This is a genomic window from Leifsonia sp. McL0627, assembly GCF_058244615.1.
Window position 1 is genome coordinate 687,504 of sequence record NZ_JBZCGM010000003.1, and the last position, 15,071, is coordinate 702,574.

Here is a 15,071-nt window from a genome sequence, read left to right on the forward strand (position 1 = left end):
GATGAAACTGTGACCAAGCATTGTGTAACAGTTCACCGCGATTGTCCGTGGCCTGTCGGACGTATGCCTTACGCTGCAAGTAAGTATCGGGGAACCGGGGTCCTCGAATCGATTCGAGTCGCACGGGAGTAGGGGGAGAGCACATGCCGCAGCTGTTACCTCTCCGCCTGCGCGAGACCGTCGCCCGCCGAGGATCCGCCGCTGCCGATGCGGCTGCGGGAGATGGCGTGGAGGCCGTGACCCGGCCCGGCACGATCGGTCGTGGGGCCACCAAGAGCGGTGTCGTCGAGACCGGCGCGCCCGAGGCCGCCATCGCGGCCGGAGTCATCGAGCCCGGCACTCCGGAAGAGGTCCTGACCGAGTCCATCGGCGTCGAGACCGCGGCGCTGCCCGCTCTCGACCCCGCCCTCGAACGCACGGGGCCGCTGTCCATCATCGCGCCCCGCCGCATCGGCGAGAGCGACCTCGCGGTCTACCCGCTGTCGCTCGGCGCGAGCGTCTTCGGCTGGACGGCAGACGGCGACACCTCCCTGCGCATCCTGGACAGGTTCGCCCACCTCGGCGGCAATTTCATCGACACGGCCGACAGCTACGTCGGCGGCCGCAGCGAGGTCCTCATCGGCAAGTGGATGCAGGAGCGGCACAACCGCGACCAGGTGGTCGTCGCCACGAAGGTCGGCCGTCACCACGAGAATCCGGGGCTCGGCTCCGTCAGCATCGTGCGGGCCGTCGAGGCGTCGCTCGAACGCTTGCAGACCGACCACATCGACCTGCTCTACTTCCACGACGACGACCCGGACGTGCCTCTGGAAGACAGCCTCGCGACCGTCGAGTGGCTGATCGAGTCCGGCAAGGTGCGCTACCTCGCCGCGTCCAACTTCAGTGCCGACCGGCTGATCGAGGCGCGCATCCTGTCGTCGACCGGCCTGCCCAAGTTCATCGCCGTGCAGACCCAGTACAACCTGATGCACCGCACCGACTTCGAGAGCGCCCTGCGCATCGTCGCGTCGGCGCAGGGTCTCGCGGTCATGCCCTATTACGCGCTCGCGAACGGCTTCCTCACCGGCAAGTACCGCAGCAAGGGCGACCTCAACGCCGATGCCCGCAGCATCCGCGCCGCCGCCTACGTCAACCGCAAGGGGCAGCGCGTCCTCGCCGCCCTCGACCGCATCGCGGCCGAGCAGGAGGTCACCCCGGCGAGCGTCGCCATCGCGTGGCTCCTCGCCAAGCGCAACGTCGTCGCGCCGGTCGCAAGCGCCAGCAGGCCAGAACAAGTGGATGCGCTGATGGTGTCTGCGGGCATCCGGCTCACCCGGGCGAACATGCTCGAATTGGACCGCGTCTCGGAGTAGCGGGTCGGCCGAGTAGCGGGTCGGCCGAGTAGCGGGTCAGTCGAGTAGCGGGTCAGCCGCGCAACCGCGCTCTCCGGCCTACGACTCCGCGAGGATACGGTCGAGCGACCGGTGCAGTGCGGCGCCGGCCGCGATCGGGTCGCCGACGTAGCCGCCGGCCAGGGCGCCGTCCCTCGCCAGGATCAGGTCGTCCGCTGCGTCTCCTGGCCGGGGGTGGCCGATGTCGCGGAACAGTTCCTCGATGCGGCGTGCGTACCAGTCGCGGTGGTTGCTGACGGCCACGCGCACGGGGTGGCTCTCGTCGGCGAACTGCGCGGCGGCGTTGATGAACGGGTCGCCGTGGAAGCCGGGGCGCACCGCTTCGAGGTTGATCGAGTCGACCAGGGCTCGCGCGATCTCGCGCGGGTCTTTGCCTTCGCGCTCCTGCTCGTCGAACCAGTCGCGCACCTGCTTGTCGCGTCCTTCGACGTACGCGATGATCAGCAGGTCTTTCGACCGGTAGTGCTTGTAGAAGGTCGCCTTCGTGACGCGCGCTCCCGCGATGATGCGGTCGACGCCCACCGTGTGGATTCCTTCTTGGTAGAAGAGTTCGTCGGCCGTCGCAAGGATCTTGACCTTCGACGGCGCGGGCGGCCGGACGGTCGCTCGGGCACTAACGACCATCCGGCACGACTCCTTCATTGCAGGGGACGGTCGGGCCCGTCCTCTTGGTGTCGCATCGGCGTAGGGACCCGCCGATGCGCTGGTGAAAACCAGTATAGCAGTAGACAGACTAGTCTGTTTGTCCTCATTACACGTCCAGGAGTTTCATAGCCGCTGGCGTAGGGTGGAGGGGATGAACAGCGCAGTCGACCTCCCGCTCGGTCTGGCCGACCTCTCTTTCGCCGCCTCCGGCGATGCGCTGGTCCGGCGCACCGTCCTCCCAAGCGGGGTGCGCATCCTGAGCGAGCAGGTGCCGGGCGCCCGCAGTGCCACCCTCGGCTACTGGGTGGCCGTCGGCTCCCGGGACGAACTGGATGCTGTCCCCGCCACGGCCGGGCGCCCGGCGGTCCCCGCGAGCTTCGGCTCCACCCACTTCCTCGAGCACCTGCTGTTCAAGGGCACCCCGAGCCGGACCGCCCTCGACATCGCGATCTCCTTCGACTCCGTCGGCGGCGAGCACAACGCGATGACGGCCAAGGAGTACACCTGCTACTACGCCAAGGTGCAGGATCGCGACCTTCCGATGGCCGTCGAGGTCATCGCCGACATGCTCGCGTCGTCGCTGCTCGACCCTGTCGAGTTCGAGAACGAGCGCGGCGTCATCCTCGAAGAGCTGTCGATGGCGGAGGACGACCCCGCCGACGTCGCCAACGAGCGGTTCTTCGGGGCGGTGCTCGGCGCGCATCCATTGGGTCGTCCGATCGGCGGCAGCCCGCAGACCATCCGCGAGGCCACCCGGGATGCGGTGCTCGCCCACTATCGCGCCAACTACCGCCCGCAAGACCTCGTCATCACGGCGGCGGGAGCGGTCGACCACGACCTCCTCGTCTCCGGCGTCGAGCGTGCACTCGTCGGGGCCGGCTGGGACCTGAGCGTCGAGGCCGCCCCGGTGGAGCGCCGCGCCTTCAGCACCGCCGCCATCGAGCGCGGGGCAGCGGTCGTCACCGTCCAGCGCCCGACCGAGCAGGCCAACCTGCTGATCGGCGTTCCCGGCATCGTCGCGACCGACGAACGCCGCACCACGATGGGCGTGCTCAACTCGATCCTCGGCGGCGGGATGTCGAGCAGGCTGTTCCAGGAGGTCCGCGAGAAGCGCGGCCTCGCCTACGCCGTCTACTCCTTCTCCGGCGCGTACTCCGACGCCGGGATCTTCGGCCTCTACGCGGGATGCGCTCCCGCCAAGGCCACCCAGGTGGCCGAGCTGATGCTCGGCGAACTCCACCGCCTCGCAGACGGCGGCGTCAGCCCGGACGAGATGCGCCGAGCGGTCGGCCAGCTCTCCGGCGGCGCAGCCCTCGCCCTCGAAGACTCGGACACCAGGATGTCGCGGCTCGGTCGAGCCGAGATCAGCCTGGGGGAGTTCTCCGACCTCGACGAAAGCCTCCGGCGCCTGCACCTCGTCACCGCCGACGATGTGCGCAGCCTCGCCTCCGATCTGGCGAGCCGACCGGTCTCCGTCTCTGCGGTGGGGAGCGTGACCGACGACATGTTCGCCGGACTCGCTCCCTGATCAGCCGCTTCGTCCGCATCATCCGAAAGGCCATCCCGGTGCCCCACTACCTTTACCTCGTTCGCCACGGCGAGCAGCAGGATGCAGAACACGGCCTCCCCGACGGGCCCCTGTCGCCGCGTGGCAAGCGCCAGGCGCAGCTCGTCGCCGAACGGCTGAGCGGCGTCCCGTTCACGGGCATGTACCACTCGCCGCTGAACCGGGCGGCCGAGACAGCGGCGATCATGGCGGAGCGGATGCCGGCACTCACCCCGGAGCCGTCCAGCCTGCTGTTCGACTGCATCCCGTCCGGGCCGACGCCGGACATGCCGAAGGCGTTCGAGTCGTTCTTCGGCTCGGTCACCGATGCGGAGATCGAAGCGGGCAGGGCGCAGATGGACGACGCGGTCGGCGAGTTCCTCACCCCGGCACTCGGCGACAGGCACGACCTGCTCGTCACCCACAACTTCGTGATCGGCTGGTTCGTCCGTCACGTCTTCGACGCGCCGGCGTGGCGCTGGCTGGGGCTGAACCAGGCCAACTGCGGCCTCACGATCATCCGGGTCCGCTCCGCGAAGCCGCCGGTGCTGGTCGTGCACAACGACCTCGGGCACCTGCCCGTCGAGCTCCGCACCGGCCTCCCGGAGCTGCAGCCCGTCTAGGCGCCCGCCGCCATCGAGTGGTCCCGAATTGCCGCGCGCCACGTGCGCACACGGCAATTCGGGACCACTCGATCCGCAGCGGCGGCCCGCCCGCGTCAGCCGAGCTGCTTGCGGAACCAGTCGGTCGCGTTGGGGTTGTCGTTGTACGGCTGGATGTTCTCGTAGCCGTGGCTGCGGTAGAGGCCGCCGGCCGCCTCCAGGCTGGCGTTGGTGTCGAGGACGACCTCGGTGGCGCCGAACCCGCGCGCGCGGTGCTCCAGTTCGGACAGGATCGCGCGGCCGAGGCCCCGTCCGCGGTGCGTCGGCGTCACCCACAGGTGCTTGATCTCGTAGCGCACCACCGGCAGTTCAGGATCGACGTCGGCCAGCGGCACGGTGAGTTCCCGGATACCGCCGCAGCCGGCCTCGCCGTCCTCGTCGTACGCCAGCAGGAACACTCCGGACGGCGGGACGAACTGACCGGGGTCGGGGAACGTCGTGCGGTACGCGCCCTGCGAGGAGGGGAACGAGGCAGCCCGCTCGGTGAAGTAGTCGGTCAGCATCCGGTGGACGGTCGCGTCCGTGACGGCGACATCAGCAAAAGACACCATCGACCCAGCGTAGTTCCGAGGGCTGCGCAGACCGCGCATCCCGGATTTTTCTCAGTGGTGCGGCGGGTAGATTGGTCGGGTGACTATTCGTGTGGCCGTCGCCGGAGCGACCGGAAAACTGGGCAGCGTCGCCGTGCGGCTGATCGAGCAGGCGGACGACCTCGAACTCGTGGCACGCCTCGACTCCCGCTCTCCGCTGGAGGACATGCTCGCCGCCGACGTGCTCGTCGACATGACCCTCCCGGCCGTGAGCCCCGACATCGTGGCCTTCGCGGTCGACAACGGGATGAAGGTGCTGGTCGGCACATCCGGATGGTCGGCCGACCGCATCCTGGGCCTGGAGCGCCGCGTGGCGGAGCACGAGGGCACCGGCGCCGTCGTCATCCCCAACTTCTCCCTCGGCTCCGCGCTCGGCACCGCGTTCGCCACCGTCGCCGCCCGCTTCTTCGACTCGATCGAGATCATCGAGGCGCACGGCGCAGGCAAGGTCGACTCGCCGTCCGGCACGGCCGTGCGCACCGCCGAGCTGATCGGCGCGGCACGCGCAGAGCGCGGCCCTGTGGATGCGCCGCACACCGATCAGCGCGCCCGCGGGCAGCAGGTGGCGAGCGTCCCCATCCACAGCCTCCGGATGCGCGGGGTCGTCGCCCAACAGCAGGTCATCCTGGGCGGACCGGGGGAGACCCTGACGATCCGCCACGACACGGTGGGGTCGGAGTCGTACGAGGCGGGCATCCTGCTGGCGATCCGCGCGGCGGCGACGGCGACCGGCGTCACCGTCGGTCTCGACAAGCTGGTCGACCTCGGCATCGCGGAGCCGAACGGCGAACCGCCCCGACCGACCGTGCGCGAGGAGTAGCCGTAGTGAGGAACCGCATCGCGGCGATCGTCATGGCGGCGATCCTCGCCCTCTATCTCGTGCTGGTGTTCCAGCGCGCCATCATGCTCATGGCGACCGGCGAGGGCATCGCCATCGCGATGGGGATCGCCCTGCTGGCGCTGCCCCTCGTGGCGGCCTGGGCCATCGGCCGCGAACTGCTGTTCGGGGCGCGCACCGAGAAGCTGGTGAAGATCCTGGATGCGGAGGGCGGGCTCCCCGTCGAGGACCTCCCGGTGAGGGCGAGCGGGCGCCCGCTGCGCGACGCCGCCGACGAGGAGTTCCCGCGCTACAAGGAGGAGGTGGAGTCGCAGCCGGAGAGCTGGCGCGCCTGGTTCCGCCTCGGCCTCGCCTACGACGCCTCCGGCGACCGCCGGCGGGCGCGGGCCGCGCTCCGCGAGTCGATCCGCCTGTACCGCACGGAGCAGCGCACGGCGTAGCGGGACGGCGGCGGCGCGACACGCTCCGGCGACCACCGCGGGCCGCTCCGTGACCGACCGCGCGGCAGCGCCCCGTCTACCGCTTGGCGACCAGCCGATCCATCGCGCCGCGCACCGTCGGGTCGGCGAAGACGAAGCCGTCGTCGAGCAACTTCTGCGGCACGACTTTCTGGCTCGCCAGCAGCAGCTCGCGTCCGGCATCGCCCAGTGCGAGGGTGATCGCCTTCCCTGGAAGGGGCAGCAGGTACGGCCGCCGCAGTGCCGCCGCGAGCGACCGCAGCACCGTGTCGGCGGTCGCGGGTGTTGGGCCCGCGACGTTCACCGGCCCGCGGAGCGTCGAGTCGAGCAGGTGAACGATCGCCGCCGCCTCGTCCCGCAGGCTCACCCACGGCCAGTGCTGTCCGCCACCGGCGATCGGGCCGAGCAGCCCCAGCCGGCCGGCCGGGAGCAGCGGCTTCATCGCTCCGCCACGCCCGATCACCACACCCGTGCGCACGGTGACCACCCGCGTCTTCTCCGGCGCGAGGTGAGCCGCGGACTCCCACGCCTCGACCACATCCGAAAGGAACCCGGTTCCCTTGATCGCCGACTCCGTCAGCTTCTGGCCGGGCCGGTCGCCGTAGAACCCCACGGCAGACCCACTCACGAACACCGCGGGCGGCGACGACGCCATGCGCATCGCGTCGGTCAACGTGTGCGTCGCCTCCAGCCGCGATGACAGGATGTTCCGCTTCCACGCCGCCGTCCACGGCAGACGACTGATGGACGCTCCGGACAGGTTGACGACCGCATCCACTCTGTCCATCAGCGTGAAGTCGATGATGCGGGCGGACGGCGCCCAGTTGTACTCGTTCGCCGCCTTCGGCGTTCCGCGGACGAGTCTCAGCACCTCGTGCCCCTGCGCCACCAGTTGCGCGGTGACCTCGGTGCCGATCATGCCGGAGGCGCCCGCGATGAGCACCCGCACGGGTCAGACCAGGGTGGCTTCGATGGTGATCGGGATGCCGACCAGAGCGCGCGAGACCGGGCAGCCGCTCTTCGCCTCTTCCGCGAGGCGGGTGAAGTCCTCGGCGGACAGCCCCGGCACGGTCGCCTGGACGACCAGGTGGCTGCCGGTGATGCCCTCAGCGGGGTCGAACGTGACGTGGGCGGTCACCGAGATGCGCTCCGGCGTCGTGCCGAAGCTGCTGAGGGCGTTCGAGAACGCCATCGAGAAGCAGGCCGAGTGCGCGGCGCCGAGCAGCTCCTCCGGCGTGGTGACCTCAGTGGAGCCCTGCGAGCGCGCCGCCCAGGTGACGGGGAACTCGGCGGAGTGGGACGAGTCGAGGGTGACGGTGCCCGCACCGGACTTGAGATCTCCGGTCCAGACCGTTGTCGATTCGCTCGTGACTGCCATAGTGGTCCTCCTCGTCATTCCGTGCCGCTCGTTCCGCGGACGGTTCGACCAGCCTAATCGCGCCCTCCGACACCGTGGAGGCGCGCACGGTGGATTCCCTGGTTGCCGCTCAGACCGGGGTCGGGGTTGTCCGGCGGATCGCTCCCGCACGCACGAGCAGCAGGTAGATCTGGCAGCCGAGGCAGTACCCGAACGCCGAATTGAGGAACGCGGCGATAAAGGCGAGTCCCGCCGCGATCGGGAGGACGAACGGCACACCGAACAGGTGCAGGATCAGGCCGAGGCCGGTGACGAACAGGCCGACCCCCTGCGCGAACGTCGGCGGCGCTGGATCCTCCAGCTCCGCCGGAGGCGCGAGTCGCGGACGCACGAACGCGCGGAACAGCGCGCCGTACGGGTGACGCCGGATGCCGGCGAACGCGCCCCAGGCGAAGAGCAGGGCGATCAGCAGAAGCAGCCAGAACGCCGCCGTCGTCGCGCCGATCAGCGCGAGGAAGAGGTCGACGAGCAGCAGGACGGCCGTGATCCCCGCCCCGAAGCGAGGCGACCGGGGGTCGATCCCCGTGCGGGCGGGGCTGGGCGTCTGCGTCGCTCCAGCCGGGGTCGTTTCGTCAGGCTGAGACATGGGAGCTCCCGGTGATGCTGTCGATGGTCGAGCGCACCTCGTCGGCGCGCACCGCGCCCCCGATGCGCGCGCGGATCGTGCCGGACGCGTCGAGCACGAGGGTGGTGGGGGTCTGAAGGACGCCGAAACGGCTGGCGAGCTCCGGGCGGTGGGTGAGGTCCACATCCACGTGGGTGACGCCGGATCGTTCGTCGGCGATGCCGTCCAGGATGCGAGCGGTGGACCGGCACGGGGCGCAGAACTCGGTGGAGAACTGGAGGAGCGTCACACTGCTGCCGAACGCGGCGGCGCCGACCTCGGCGGGCCTGACGGCCCTCGCGTCCTTGGTCCGGCGCACGCGCCCCGTCGTGGCACGCCAGAGCAGTCCCGCCGCCGTGGCGACGACGACGAGTGCGACGACGACGGCAGCCGCGGCCCAGGCGTTCATGAGCGTGACGCTACGGCAGCACCGGCCGTGGATGTGGAGTGTGACGGCGGATGACGCGTGCCTGTGCAGAGCGTGAACTGTCCACAGATCCGTTCGGATGGCGAGCGCCCGGAGCGGGCGACCCGATAACCTTGAGCCATGTCAACCTCCGCGAATCCGTTCGGTCAGGTGCTGGTCGCCCTGGTCACCCCGTTCACCGCCGACGGCGAAGTCGACTGGGCGGGCGTGGAGAAGCACATCGACGATGTGATCACAGCGGGTGCCGACGGCATCGTCGTCACGGGCACGACGGGGGAGACCTCCACGCTCACCGACCACGAGAAGCTGCGGCTGGTCGAGGTCGGCAAAGACGTCGCGTCCGGGCGGGCCAAGATCATCACCGGCGGCGGCTCGAACGAGACCGCGCACGCCATCCAGCTCTATCAGCAGAGCGAGAAGGCCGGGGCTGACGGCGTCATGATCGTCACTCCCTACTACAACAAGCCGACGCAGGCCGGCATCCTCACCCACTTCCGGCTGATCGCCGACTCCACCGATCTTCCGGTGATCCTCTACGACATCCCCGGCCGCACCGGGGTGCCGATCAAATACAAGACCATCCTCCGAATCGCCAAGCACCCCAACGTGCGCGCCATCAAAGACGCCAAGGGCGACTTCAGCGAGGTGAGCCGCGTGCTCAACCAGACCGATCTCCTCTACTTCTCCGGAGACGACGCCAACGTGCTCCCGCACCTCGCGATCGGCGCCACCGGGCTCATCGGCGTCACCGCCAACATCGCCGCGCGTCCATACCGCCAGATGGTGGATGCGGTGAACGCTGGCGACCTCGCCACCGCCACCGCGGCGCACCAGAAGCTCGAACCGCTGGTCCGCGCCGTCATGACGCACGTTCCAGGCACTGTCGCCGCCAAGTACATCCTTCACGGTCTCGGCCGCATCTCCAGCCCGCGCGTGCGCTTGCCGCTCGTCGGGCCGGAGGAGTGGGAGGCCGCCCAGATCGAAGACGAGCTGGACCTCGTCACAGACATCCCCGGTGTCGACTTCTCCAACTTCCGGCCGGATCGCAACGCCGCAGCAGGCGGTGCTCTGCCCCGAATCGCCGGAACCACCCGTTAGGCCGTGCCACTGCACGGCCCGAACCACCACAGGCGCCCAGCGCCCGTATCTGTTTAGGAGGGCACATGCCCAACCTCGTCTCCGACCCGCCCGCGCTCGAACCCGGCACGCTGAGGATCATCCCCACCGGCGGCCTGGGGGAGATCGGCCGCAACATGACCGTCTTCGAATACGAGGGCAAGCTGCTCATCGTCGACTGCGGCGTGCTCTTCCCCGAAGAGAACCAGCCGGGCGTCGACCTCATCCTCCCCGACTTCCAGCCGGTCCGCGACCGCCTCGACGACGTGGTCGGCGTCGTCCTCACCCACGGACACGAAGACCACATCGGCGCCGTGCCGTACCTTCTCAAGCTGCGCAGGGACATCCCGCTGATCGGCTCCGGCCTCACGCTCGCCCTGGTGGAGGCGAAGCTCAAGGAGCATCGCATCCAGCCGTACAGCCTCACGGTCAAAGAGGGCCAGGTCGAGCAGCTCGGCCCGTTCTCGCTCGAGTTCGTCGCGGTCAACCACTCGATCCCGGATGCGCTCGCCGTCGCGATCACCACCCCGGCCGGCGTCGTGCTGCACACCGGTGACTTCAAGATGGACCAGCTCCCGCTCGACGACCGCCTCACCGACCTGCGCGCGTTCGCACGCCTCGGCGAGAAGGGCGTCGACCTGTTCCTCGCCGACTCCACCAACGCCGACGTCCCCGGGTTCACGCCGCTGGAGCGTTCCATCGGCCCGGTGCTCGACAACGTCATCGCCCGCGCTCCGCGCCGTGTGATCGTCGCGAGCTTCTCCAGCCACGTGCACCGCGTGCAGCAGGTGCTCGACGCCGCTGCGGCCAACGGGCGCAGGGTCGCCCTCCTCGGCCGCTCGATGGTGCGCAACATGGGCATCGCCGCCGACCTCGGTTACCTCAAGGTGCCGGAAGGCATCCTGATCGACTACAAGAAGGCCGCAGACCTCCCCGACGACGAGATCGTCTACATGTCGACCGGCTCGCAGGGCGAGCCGATGGCGGTGCTTGCACGCATGGCCAACCTCGACCACCAGATCGAGATCGGGCACGGTGACACGGTCATCCTGGCCTCCAGCCTCATCCCCGGCAACGAGAACGCCGTCTATCGCGTGATCGACGGCCTCACCAAGCTCGGCGCGAACGTCGTGCACAAGGGCAACGCCAAGGTGCACGTCTCCGGGCACGCAGCAGCGGGCGAACTGCTCTACTGCTACAACATCCTGAAGCCCAAGAACGTCATGCCCGTGCACGGCGAATACCGGCACCTGGTCGCCAACGCCCGCCTGGCGATGGACACCGGTGTGCCGGAGGAGAACACGATCCTCGCGGAGGACGGCACAGTCATCGACCTGCGCGACGGCGTCGCGAAGGTCGTCGGACAGCTCGACCTCGGCTTCGTCTACGTCGACGGTTCGAGCGTCGGCGAGATCACCGACGCCGACCTGAAAGACCGCCGCATCCTGGGTGAAGAGGGTTTCATCTCGATCATCGTCGTGGTCGAGGCGGCGACGGGTCGCATCGTCACCGGGCCGGAGATCCACGCGCGCGGTTTCGCGGAAGACGACGCCGTCTTCGATGCCGTCAAGCCGAAGATCGCGTCCGCGCTGGCCGACGCCGCCCACAACGGCGTCAGGGACTCGCACGCGCTGTCGCAGGTTGTCCGCCGCACGGTCGGCCGCTGGGTGAACACGAGCTACCGTCGTCGTCCGATGATCGTTCCGCTCGTCATCGAGGCGTGACAGACTAGGCCGACAGATACCGGGGGTCCGGTTCTCCCGCCCGATGGGCGGCGAGGACCGGAAGCAGCAGAAAGCAGGAGCAGTGGGGGTTACGCGACGATGGGTTTTTCCCATCATCCGTCTGGTTCTGGTCGCCGTCGTGGCGGTCGCGCTCGTCAAACTGGCGTTCTTCGGCGACGGGCAACCGGCCACCGATCCGCTCCAGCCGACCGCTGACCTGAGCGACCCGACCGTCGCCGTGCAGACCGGGACGATCGTTAACGACGTGACCGTGAGCGGCTCCATCGTCGCCGACCCCGCCGCTCCCGTCCGCGCGACGGCGGGCGGGGTCGTCGACGAAGTGCAGGTCGCCGTCGGCGCGACGGTCGAGGCCGGCGCGACGCTGTACGACATCAAGGTGGAGACTCCGCGCGATCCGGTCGAGACGACCGGTCCAGACGGACTGCCCGTCATGTCGCAGCCGAAGCCGGCCGTGAGTTACGTCGAGGTCACCGCGCCGATCGGCGGCGTCGTCAGCGCGCTCCCCGTCATCGCCGGACAGGCGGTGACCGTCGGAGAGGCGACGGGCGGCATCGCGCCACCCACGTTCTCCGCCACGGCCTCACTGCCCTCCGCGCAGCAGTACCGCCTGCTCAACCGGCCGACCGAGGGCCTCATCGCGATCAAGAACGGTCCAGCGCCGTTCGCCTGCACCGGGCTCACCATCTCGACGCCGGCCGCCACCGCAGCCGAGGCACCCCAGGGCACCGGCACCCCCTCCGGAGGCGATAGCGGCGCGACAGGATCGACGACCACGGTGCGCTGCGCGATCCCAGCGGGCGTCACGGTCTTCGCAGGCCTCGCCGCCGACCTCACGATGTCCGGTGGTCGCGCAGAGGGCGTGCTGACGGTACCGACCACCGCCATCAAGGGCACCACCGAGAAGGGCATCGTCTACGTGCCAGACCCGAAGGGCGGCGATCCGAAAGAGGTCGCCGTAACGCTCGGGCTCACTGACGGGAAGACCGTCGAGGTCCGCGGAGGGGTGAAGGAGGGCGACACTGTCCTCGAGTTCGTCCCCGGAGCACGGATGCCGGACGAGAACGGATGCATCACCGGGCCGGACGGCTCGATGTCCTGCGCGTCGGTCGGTTCGTGAGCCTGCTGCGGCTCGAGGGCGTGACGAAGACCGTCGACGTTCCGGACGCCGATCCGTTGACGATCCTCGACGGCGTCGATCTGGTGGTCGAGCACGGCGACCGCACGTCCATCGTCGGGCGCTCCGGTTCGGGAAAGTCGACCCTGCTCAACATCCTCGGGCTGCTCGACGCGCCCACTTCCGGCGTCTTCGAGTTCGACGGACGCCCCGTCGCGCGCCTGCGCTCCGGCGCACGCGACCGGCAGCGCGGCGCCGATGTCGGCTTCATCTTCCAGCAATTCAACCTGCTGTCGGGGCGCTCAGCGCTGGAGAACGTGATGACGCCGCTGCTGTACGCCAGCGGACGCCGGTTCTGGCACCGTCGCGCGATCGCTGCCGAGATGCTGGAGAAGGTCGGGCTCGGTCACCGCCTCGACACCATGCCGGAGAAGCTGTCCGGCGGCGAGCAGCAACGCGTGGCCATCGCCAGGGCCCTCGTGCGCGAGCCGAGGCTCATCCTCGCCGACGAGCCGACCGGCGCGCTCGACGTCGAGACCGGCATGTCCGTCATGGGGCTCCTCGACACCGTCGCCACCGACTACGGCGCAGCGCTCGTCACCATCACGCACGACCCGGCCATCGCCGCGCTCGCCGACGAGCGCCACCGGCTCGACGCCGGCCGCCTGCATCAGGTCGCGTCGGAGCGGGAGGTCGCAGCATGAGGGCGGTGGAGTCGGTCTGGGGTGCGATCGTCGAAGCCTGGCAGGAGGTGCGCATCCACAAGGGGCGCGTGCTGCTCTCGCTGATCGGTGTCGCCGTCGCCGTGTGCGCGCTGAGCTCGGTCGTCGGCCTCGCCAATATCGCCCAGCAGGGCATGACGGAGTCCAACGAGCGGTATGGCGGCCGCCCTGCGCTCCTGGTGGTCTCGACCTCATACGGTCAGGACGGCATGCCGATGTCGGCGAAGGGGCTCCCGGAGGCCTGGGCCGGCGTCGTCGAACGACACAAGATCGAGTACACATCGTCGGTGTTCCAGAACGGGATGCGCGTGCAGTTCCGTGGCGGAGTCGCCGATGTCAGCGCGACAGCGGTCGACCAGCCGTACGCGGCGATGCACCGCATCCAGATGGCGCAGGGCTCGTGGTTCACGAAGGCCGACACGGAACGGCTCGCCCCGGCCATCGTGATCAACGGCGACTTCTGGCGCAAGCTCGGCTCCCCGGCGCTGGAGTCGCACCCCACGGCCAGAGTGCTCGCGGGCGACGGCGAGGTGACGGCCGTAGTGGTCGGCGTGCTCCGCGGCTCGAAGAACGACGACACCTATCCCATGGCGTTCATGCTCGCGTCGGCCGCGCCGCAGCTGATGTCCGTCGACGCGGGCGCGCCTCCGGCGACACTCGAGGCCTGGGTGCCTCCTGAGCTGGCCAAGCCTCTCATCGCCACGATCACGGCGGAGCTCAACCAGTCGCTCGGCGCGGGGACCACGAGCATCAACCGGCAGGATTACCTGGCCCACGGAGACGACCCGCTCGCGTTCTTCAAGACGGTCGTCATCGGCATCGCGGTCCTCGTCCTCCTGCTGGGTGCGCTCGGGCTCGTCAACATCGCGCTCGTGACGGTGCGTCATCGCATCCGGGAGATCGGGGTGCGGAGGAGTTTCGGGGCCACGGCCGGCCGCGTCTTCTTCGCGGTGATGATGGAGAGCATCGTGGCGACGGTCGTCGCGGGCGCCGCCGGAGTCGGGTTGTCCATCCTGATCGTGAAGAGCCCGTGGCTGGAAGAGCTGATCGGGCAGGGAATGGTGTCGGACCTGCCGCCGTTCCCGGTCGAGGCGGCGGTGATCGGGATGGTCGCCGCGACGGCGGTCGGAGCCATTGCCGGGCTGCTCCCGGCGCTCGTCGCCGTTCGGGTCAAGGTCATCGACGCGATCCGGTACTGATCGGCCCTTTTTCGTAACCTCGCCGTAACACGTCACCGAGTAGCGTTCGTGCATGGCAGTATTCCGGATCAGACCCGCGACCGGAGACGACGCGCGTTTTCTCGCCGACATGCTCGTCGAGGCGTCCAACTGGAACCCCGTCAGCGCGCGCGCCAGGGTCGCCGTGCTCGAAGACCGCACGGTCTCGCGGTACATCAGCGGCTGGAAGCGGCCGGGCGACTTCGGGTCCGTCGCCGTCGACGCGCGCGACGTTCCCATCGGGGCGTGCTGGGGCCGGCTCTTCCCCGCGAACGCGCCAGGGTACGGTTTCGTCGCCGTCGGCGTGCCGGAGCTCACCCTCGGCGTGAACACGCAGTGGCGCGCCAGGGGAGTCGGCAGGGCGCTGCTGCAGGCCGTCGCCAGGCAGGCAGGCGCGGCGGGGCACAACCGGCTCAGCCTGAGCGTCGAGCGCGCGAACTTCGCCCAGCGCCTCTACGTGAGCGAGGGGTACGTGACCGTCGAGTCGGGGACGAACTCGGACACGATGGTCAGAGCGGTGCACTGACGGCCGTTTCCCGCACAGGCCGGCCGGATAACGGATTTTCCACAATCCGCGCG

At 69.5% G+C, this 15,071-nt stretch carries 17 protein-coding genes; 11 read left to right on the plus strand and 6 right to left on the minus strand.

Translation table 11 applies throughout. The features are described from left to right. Nucleotides 1–143: 143 nt before the first annotated feature. A complete protein-coding gene (locus AC37TH_RS11500) occupies nt 144–1,352 on the plus strand; it encodes an aldo/keto reductase (protein WP_490764484.1) in 1,209 nt (402 codons plus the stop codon). Nucleotides 1,353–1,430: 78 nt separating this feature from the next. Here the strand turns inward: AC37TH_RS11500 and AC37TH_RS11505 are convergent, their stop codons facing one another. Then, nucleotides 1,431–2,015 carry a TetR/AcrR family transcriptional regulator gene (locus AC37TH_RS11505; RefSeq protein WP_490764485.1) on the minus strand — a complete coding sequence of 195 codons (585 nt, stop codon included), beginning with the start codon at nt 2,013–2,015 and terminating at the stop codon, nt 1,431–1,433. Nucleotides 2,016–2,187: 172 nt separating this feature from the next. Here AC37TH_RS11505 and AC37TH_RS11510 point away from each other — a divergent pair, with 172 nt between their 5' ends. Continuing rightward, a complete protein-coding gene (locus AC37TH_RS11510; RefSeq protein WP_490764486.1) occupies nt 2,188–3,564 on the plus strand; it encodes a M16 family metallopeptidase in 1,377 nt (458 codons plus the stop codon). A gap of 38 nt (nt 3,565–3,602) precedes the next feature. After that, the gene (locus AC37TH_RS11515) at nt 3,603–4,205 is read left to right on the plus strand and encodes a histidine phosphatase family protein (RefSeq protein ID WP_490764487.1); all 603 of its coding nucleotides are present in this window, start codon (nt 3,603–3,605) and stop codon (nt 4,203–4,205) included. Between the two features lie 95 nt (nt 4,206–4,300). On the opposite strand, the gene AC37TH_RS11520 is transcribed toward AC37TH_RS11515, so the two are convergent. Next, nucleotides 4,301–4,795, minus strand: a complete 495-nt coding sequence (locus tag AC37TH_RS11520; RefSeq protein WP_490764488.1) for a GNAT family N-acetyltransferase — start codon at nt 4,793–4,795, stop codon at nt 4,301–4,303. 79 nt (nt 4,796–4,874) lie between these two features. Between AC37TH_RS11520 and dapB the strand changes: the two genes are divergently transcribed. Beyond that, the gene (dapB, locus tag AC37TH_RS11525) at nt 4,875–5,654 is read left to right on the plus strand and encodes a 4-hydroxy-tetrahydrodipicolinate reductase (RefSeq protein ID WP_490764489.1); all 780 of its coding nucleotides are present in this window, start codon (nt 4,875–4,877) and stop codon (nt 5,652–5,654) included. Between the two features lie 5 nt (nt 5,655–5,659). After that, nucleotides 5,660–6,112, plus strand: coding sequence for a hypothetical protein (locus tag AC37TH_RS11530; protein WP_490764490.1), 453 nt, complete (start codon nt 5,660–5,662; stop codon nt 6,110–6,112). Between the two features lie 76 nt (nt 6,113–6,188). Here AC37TH_RS11530 and AC37TH_RS11535 read toward each other — a convergent pair whose 3' ends face one another. From AC37TH_RS11535 to AC37TH_RS11550, 4 genes are all read right to left on the minus strand, one after another. Then, nucleotides 6,189–7,079 (minus strand): TIGR01777 family oxidoreductase, encoded by an 891-nt coding sequence (locus tag AC37TH_RS11535; protein WP_490764491.1) that lies wholly within the window; start codon nt 7,077–7,079, stop codon nt 6,189–6,191. Nucleotides 7,080–7,082: 3 nt separating this feature from the next. After that, nucleotides 7,083–7,508: an OsmC family peroxiredoxin gene (locus AC37TH_RS11540; protein ID WP_490764492.1), complete on the minus strand. Its 426-nt coding sequence runs from the start codon at nt 7,506–7,508 to the stop codon at nt 7,083–7,085. Between the two features lie 109 nt (nt 7,509–7,617). Further along, nucleotides 7,618–8,133 (minus strand): DUF4395 domain-containing protein, encoded by a 516-nt coding sequence (locus tag AC37TH_RS11545; RefSeq protein ID WP_490764493.1) that lies wholly within the window; start codon nt 8,131–8,133, stop codon nt 7,618–7,620. After that, the gene (locus AC37TH_RS11550; protein ID WP_490764494.1) at nt 8,120–8,560 is read right to left on the minus strand and encodes a thioredoxin family protein; all 441 of its coding nucleotides are present in this window, start codon (nt 8,558–8,560) and stop codon (nt 8,120–8,122) included. The genes AC37TH_RS11545 and AC37TH_RS11550 overlap by 14 nt, the downstream gene beginning before the upstream one ends. A gap of 138 nt (nt 8,561–8,698) precedes the next feature. On the opposite strand from AC37TH_RS11550, the gene dapA reads away from it, so the two are divergent. The 6 genes from dapA (at nt 8,699) to AC37TH_RS11580 (ending at nt 15,018) form a co-directional block, all read left to right on the plus strand. After that, entirely contained in the window at nt 8,699–9,676 is a 978-nt protein-coding gene (gene dapA / locus AC37TH_RS11555) for a 4-hydroxy-tetrahydrodipicolinate synthase (RefSeq protein WP_490764495.1), read from the plus strand. 65 nt (nt 9,677–9,741) lie between these two features. Then, nucleotides 9,742–11,418 (plus strand): ribonuclease J, encoded by a 1,677-nt coding sequence (locus AC37TH_RS11560; RefSeq protein ID WP_490764496.1) that lies wholly within the window; start codon nt 9,742–9,744, stop codon nt 11,416–11,418. Nucleotides 11,419–11,557: 139 nt separating this feature from the next. Next, nucleotides 11,558–12,556 (plus strand): efflux RND transporter periplasmic adaptor subunit, encoded by a 999-nt coding sequence (locus AC37TH_RS11565; RefSeq protein WP_490764497.1) that lies wholly within the window; start codon nt 11,558–11,560, stop codon nt 12,554–12,556. After that, entirely contained in the window at nt 12,553–13,257 is a 705-nt protein-coding gene (locus AC37TH_RS11570) for an ABC transporter ATP-binding protein (protein WP_490764498.1), read from the plus strand. The genes AC37TH_RS11565 and AC37TH_RS11570 overlap by 4 nt, the downstream gene beginning before the upstream one ends. Further along, nucleotides 13,254–14,474 (plus strand): ABC transporter permease, encoded by a 1,221-nt coding sequence (locus tag AC37TH_RS11575; protein ID WP_490764499.1) that lies wholly within the window; start codon nt 13,254–13,256, stop codon nt 14,472–14,474. Before AC37TH_RS11570 ends, AC37TH_RS11575 begins: the two co-directional genes overlap by 4 nt. A 52-nt stretch (nt 14,475–14,526) precedes the next feature. Further along, nucleotides 14,527–15,018, plus strand: a complete 492-nt coding sequence (locus tag AC37TH_RS11580; RefSeq protein WP_490764500.1) for a GNAT family N-acetyltransferase — start codon at nt 14,527–14,529, stop codon at nt 15,016–15,018. The last annotated feature ends 53 nt before the right edge of the window (nt 15,019–15,071 follow it).

Coding starts and splice junctions, on each gene's coding strand:
- AC37TH_RS11575 (WP_490764499.1), top strand. CDS start 13,254: ATGAGGGCGGTGGAGTCGGTCTGGGGTGCGATCGTCGAAGCCTGGCAG.
- AC37TH_RS11545 (WP_490764493.1), bottom strand. CDS start 8,133: ATGTCTCAGCCTGACGAAACGACCCCGGCTGGAGCGACGCAGACGCCC.
- AC37TH_RS11510 (WP_490764486.1), top strand. CDS start 2,188: ATGAACAGCGCAGTCGACCTCCCGCTCGGTCTGGCCGACCTCTCTTTC.
- dapA (WP_490764495.1), top strand. CDS start 8,699: ATGTCAACCTCCGCGAATCCGTTCGGTCAGGTGCTGGTCGCCCTGGTC.
- AC37TH_RS11520 (WP_490764488.1), bottom strand. CDS start 4,795: ATGGTGTCTTTTGCTGATGTCGCCGTCACGGACGCGACCGTCCACCGG.
- AC37TH_RS11505 (WP_490764485.1), bottom strand. CDS start 2,015: ATGGTCGTTAGTGCCCGAGCGACCGTCCGGCCGCCCGCGCCGTCGAAG.
- AC37TH_RS11560 (WP_490764496.1), top strand. CDS start 9,742: ATGCCCAACCTCGTCTCCGACCCGCCCGCGCTCGAACCCGGCACGCTG.
- AC37TH_RS11500 (WP_490764484.1), top strand. CDS start 144: ATGCCGCAGCTGTTACCTCTCCGCCTGCGCGAGACCGTCGCCCGCCGA.
- AC37TH_RS11540 (WP_490764492.1), bottom strand. CDS start 7,508: ATGGCAGTCACGAGCGAATCGACAACGGTCTGGACCGGAGATCTCAAG.
- AC37TH_RS11580 (WP_490764500.1), top strand. CDS start 14,527: ATGGCAGTATTCCGGATCAGACCCGCGACCGGAGACGACGCGCGTTTT.
- AC37TH_RS11550 (WP_490764494.1), bottom strand. CDS start 8,560: ATGAACGCCTGGGCCGCGGCTGCCGTCGTCGTCGCACTCGTCGTCGTC.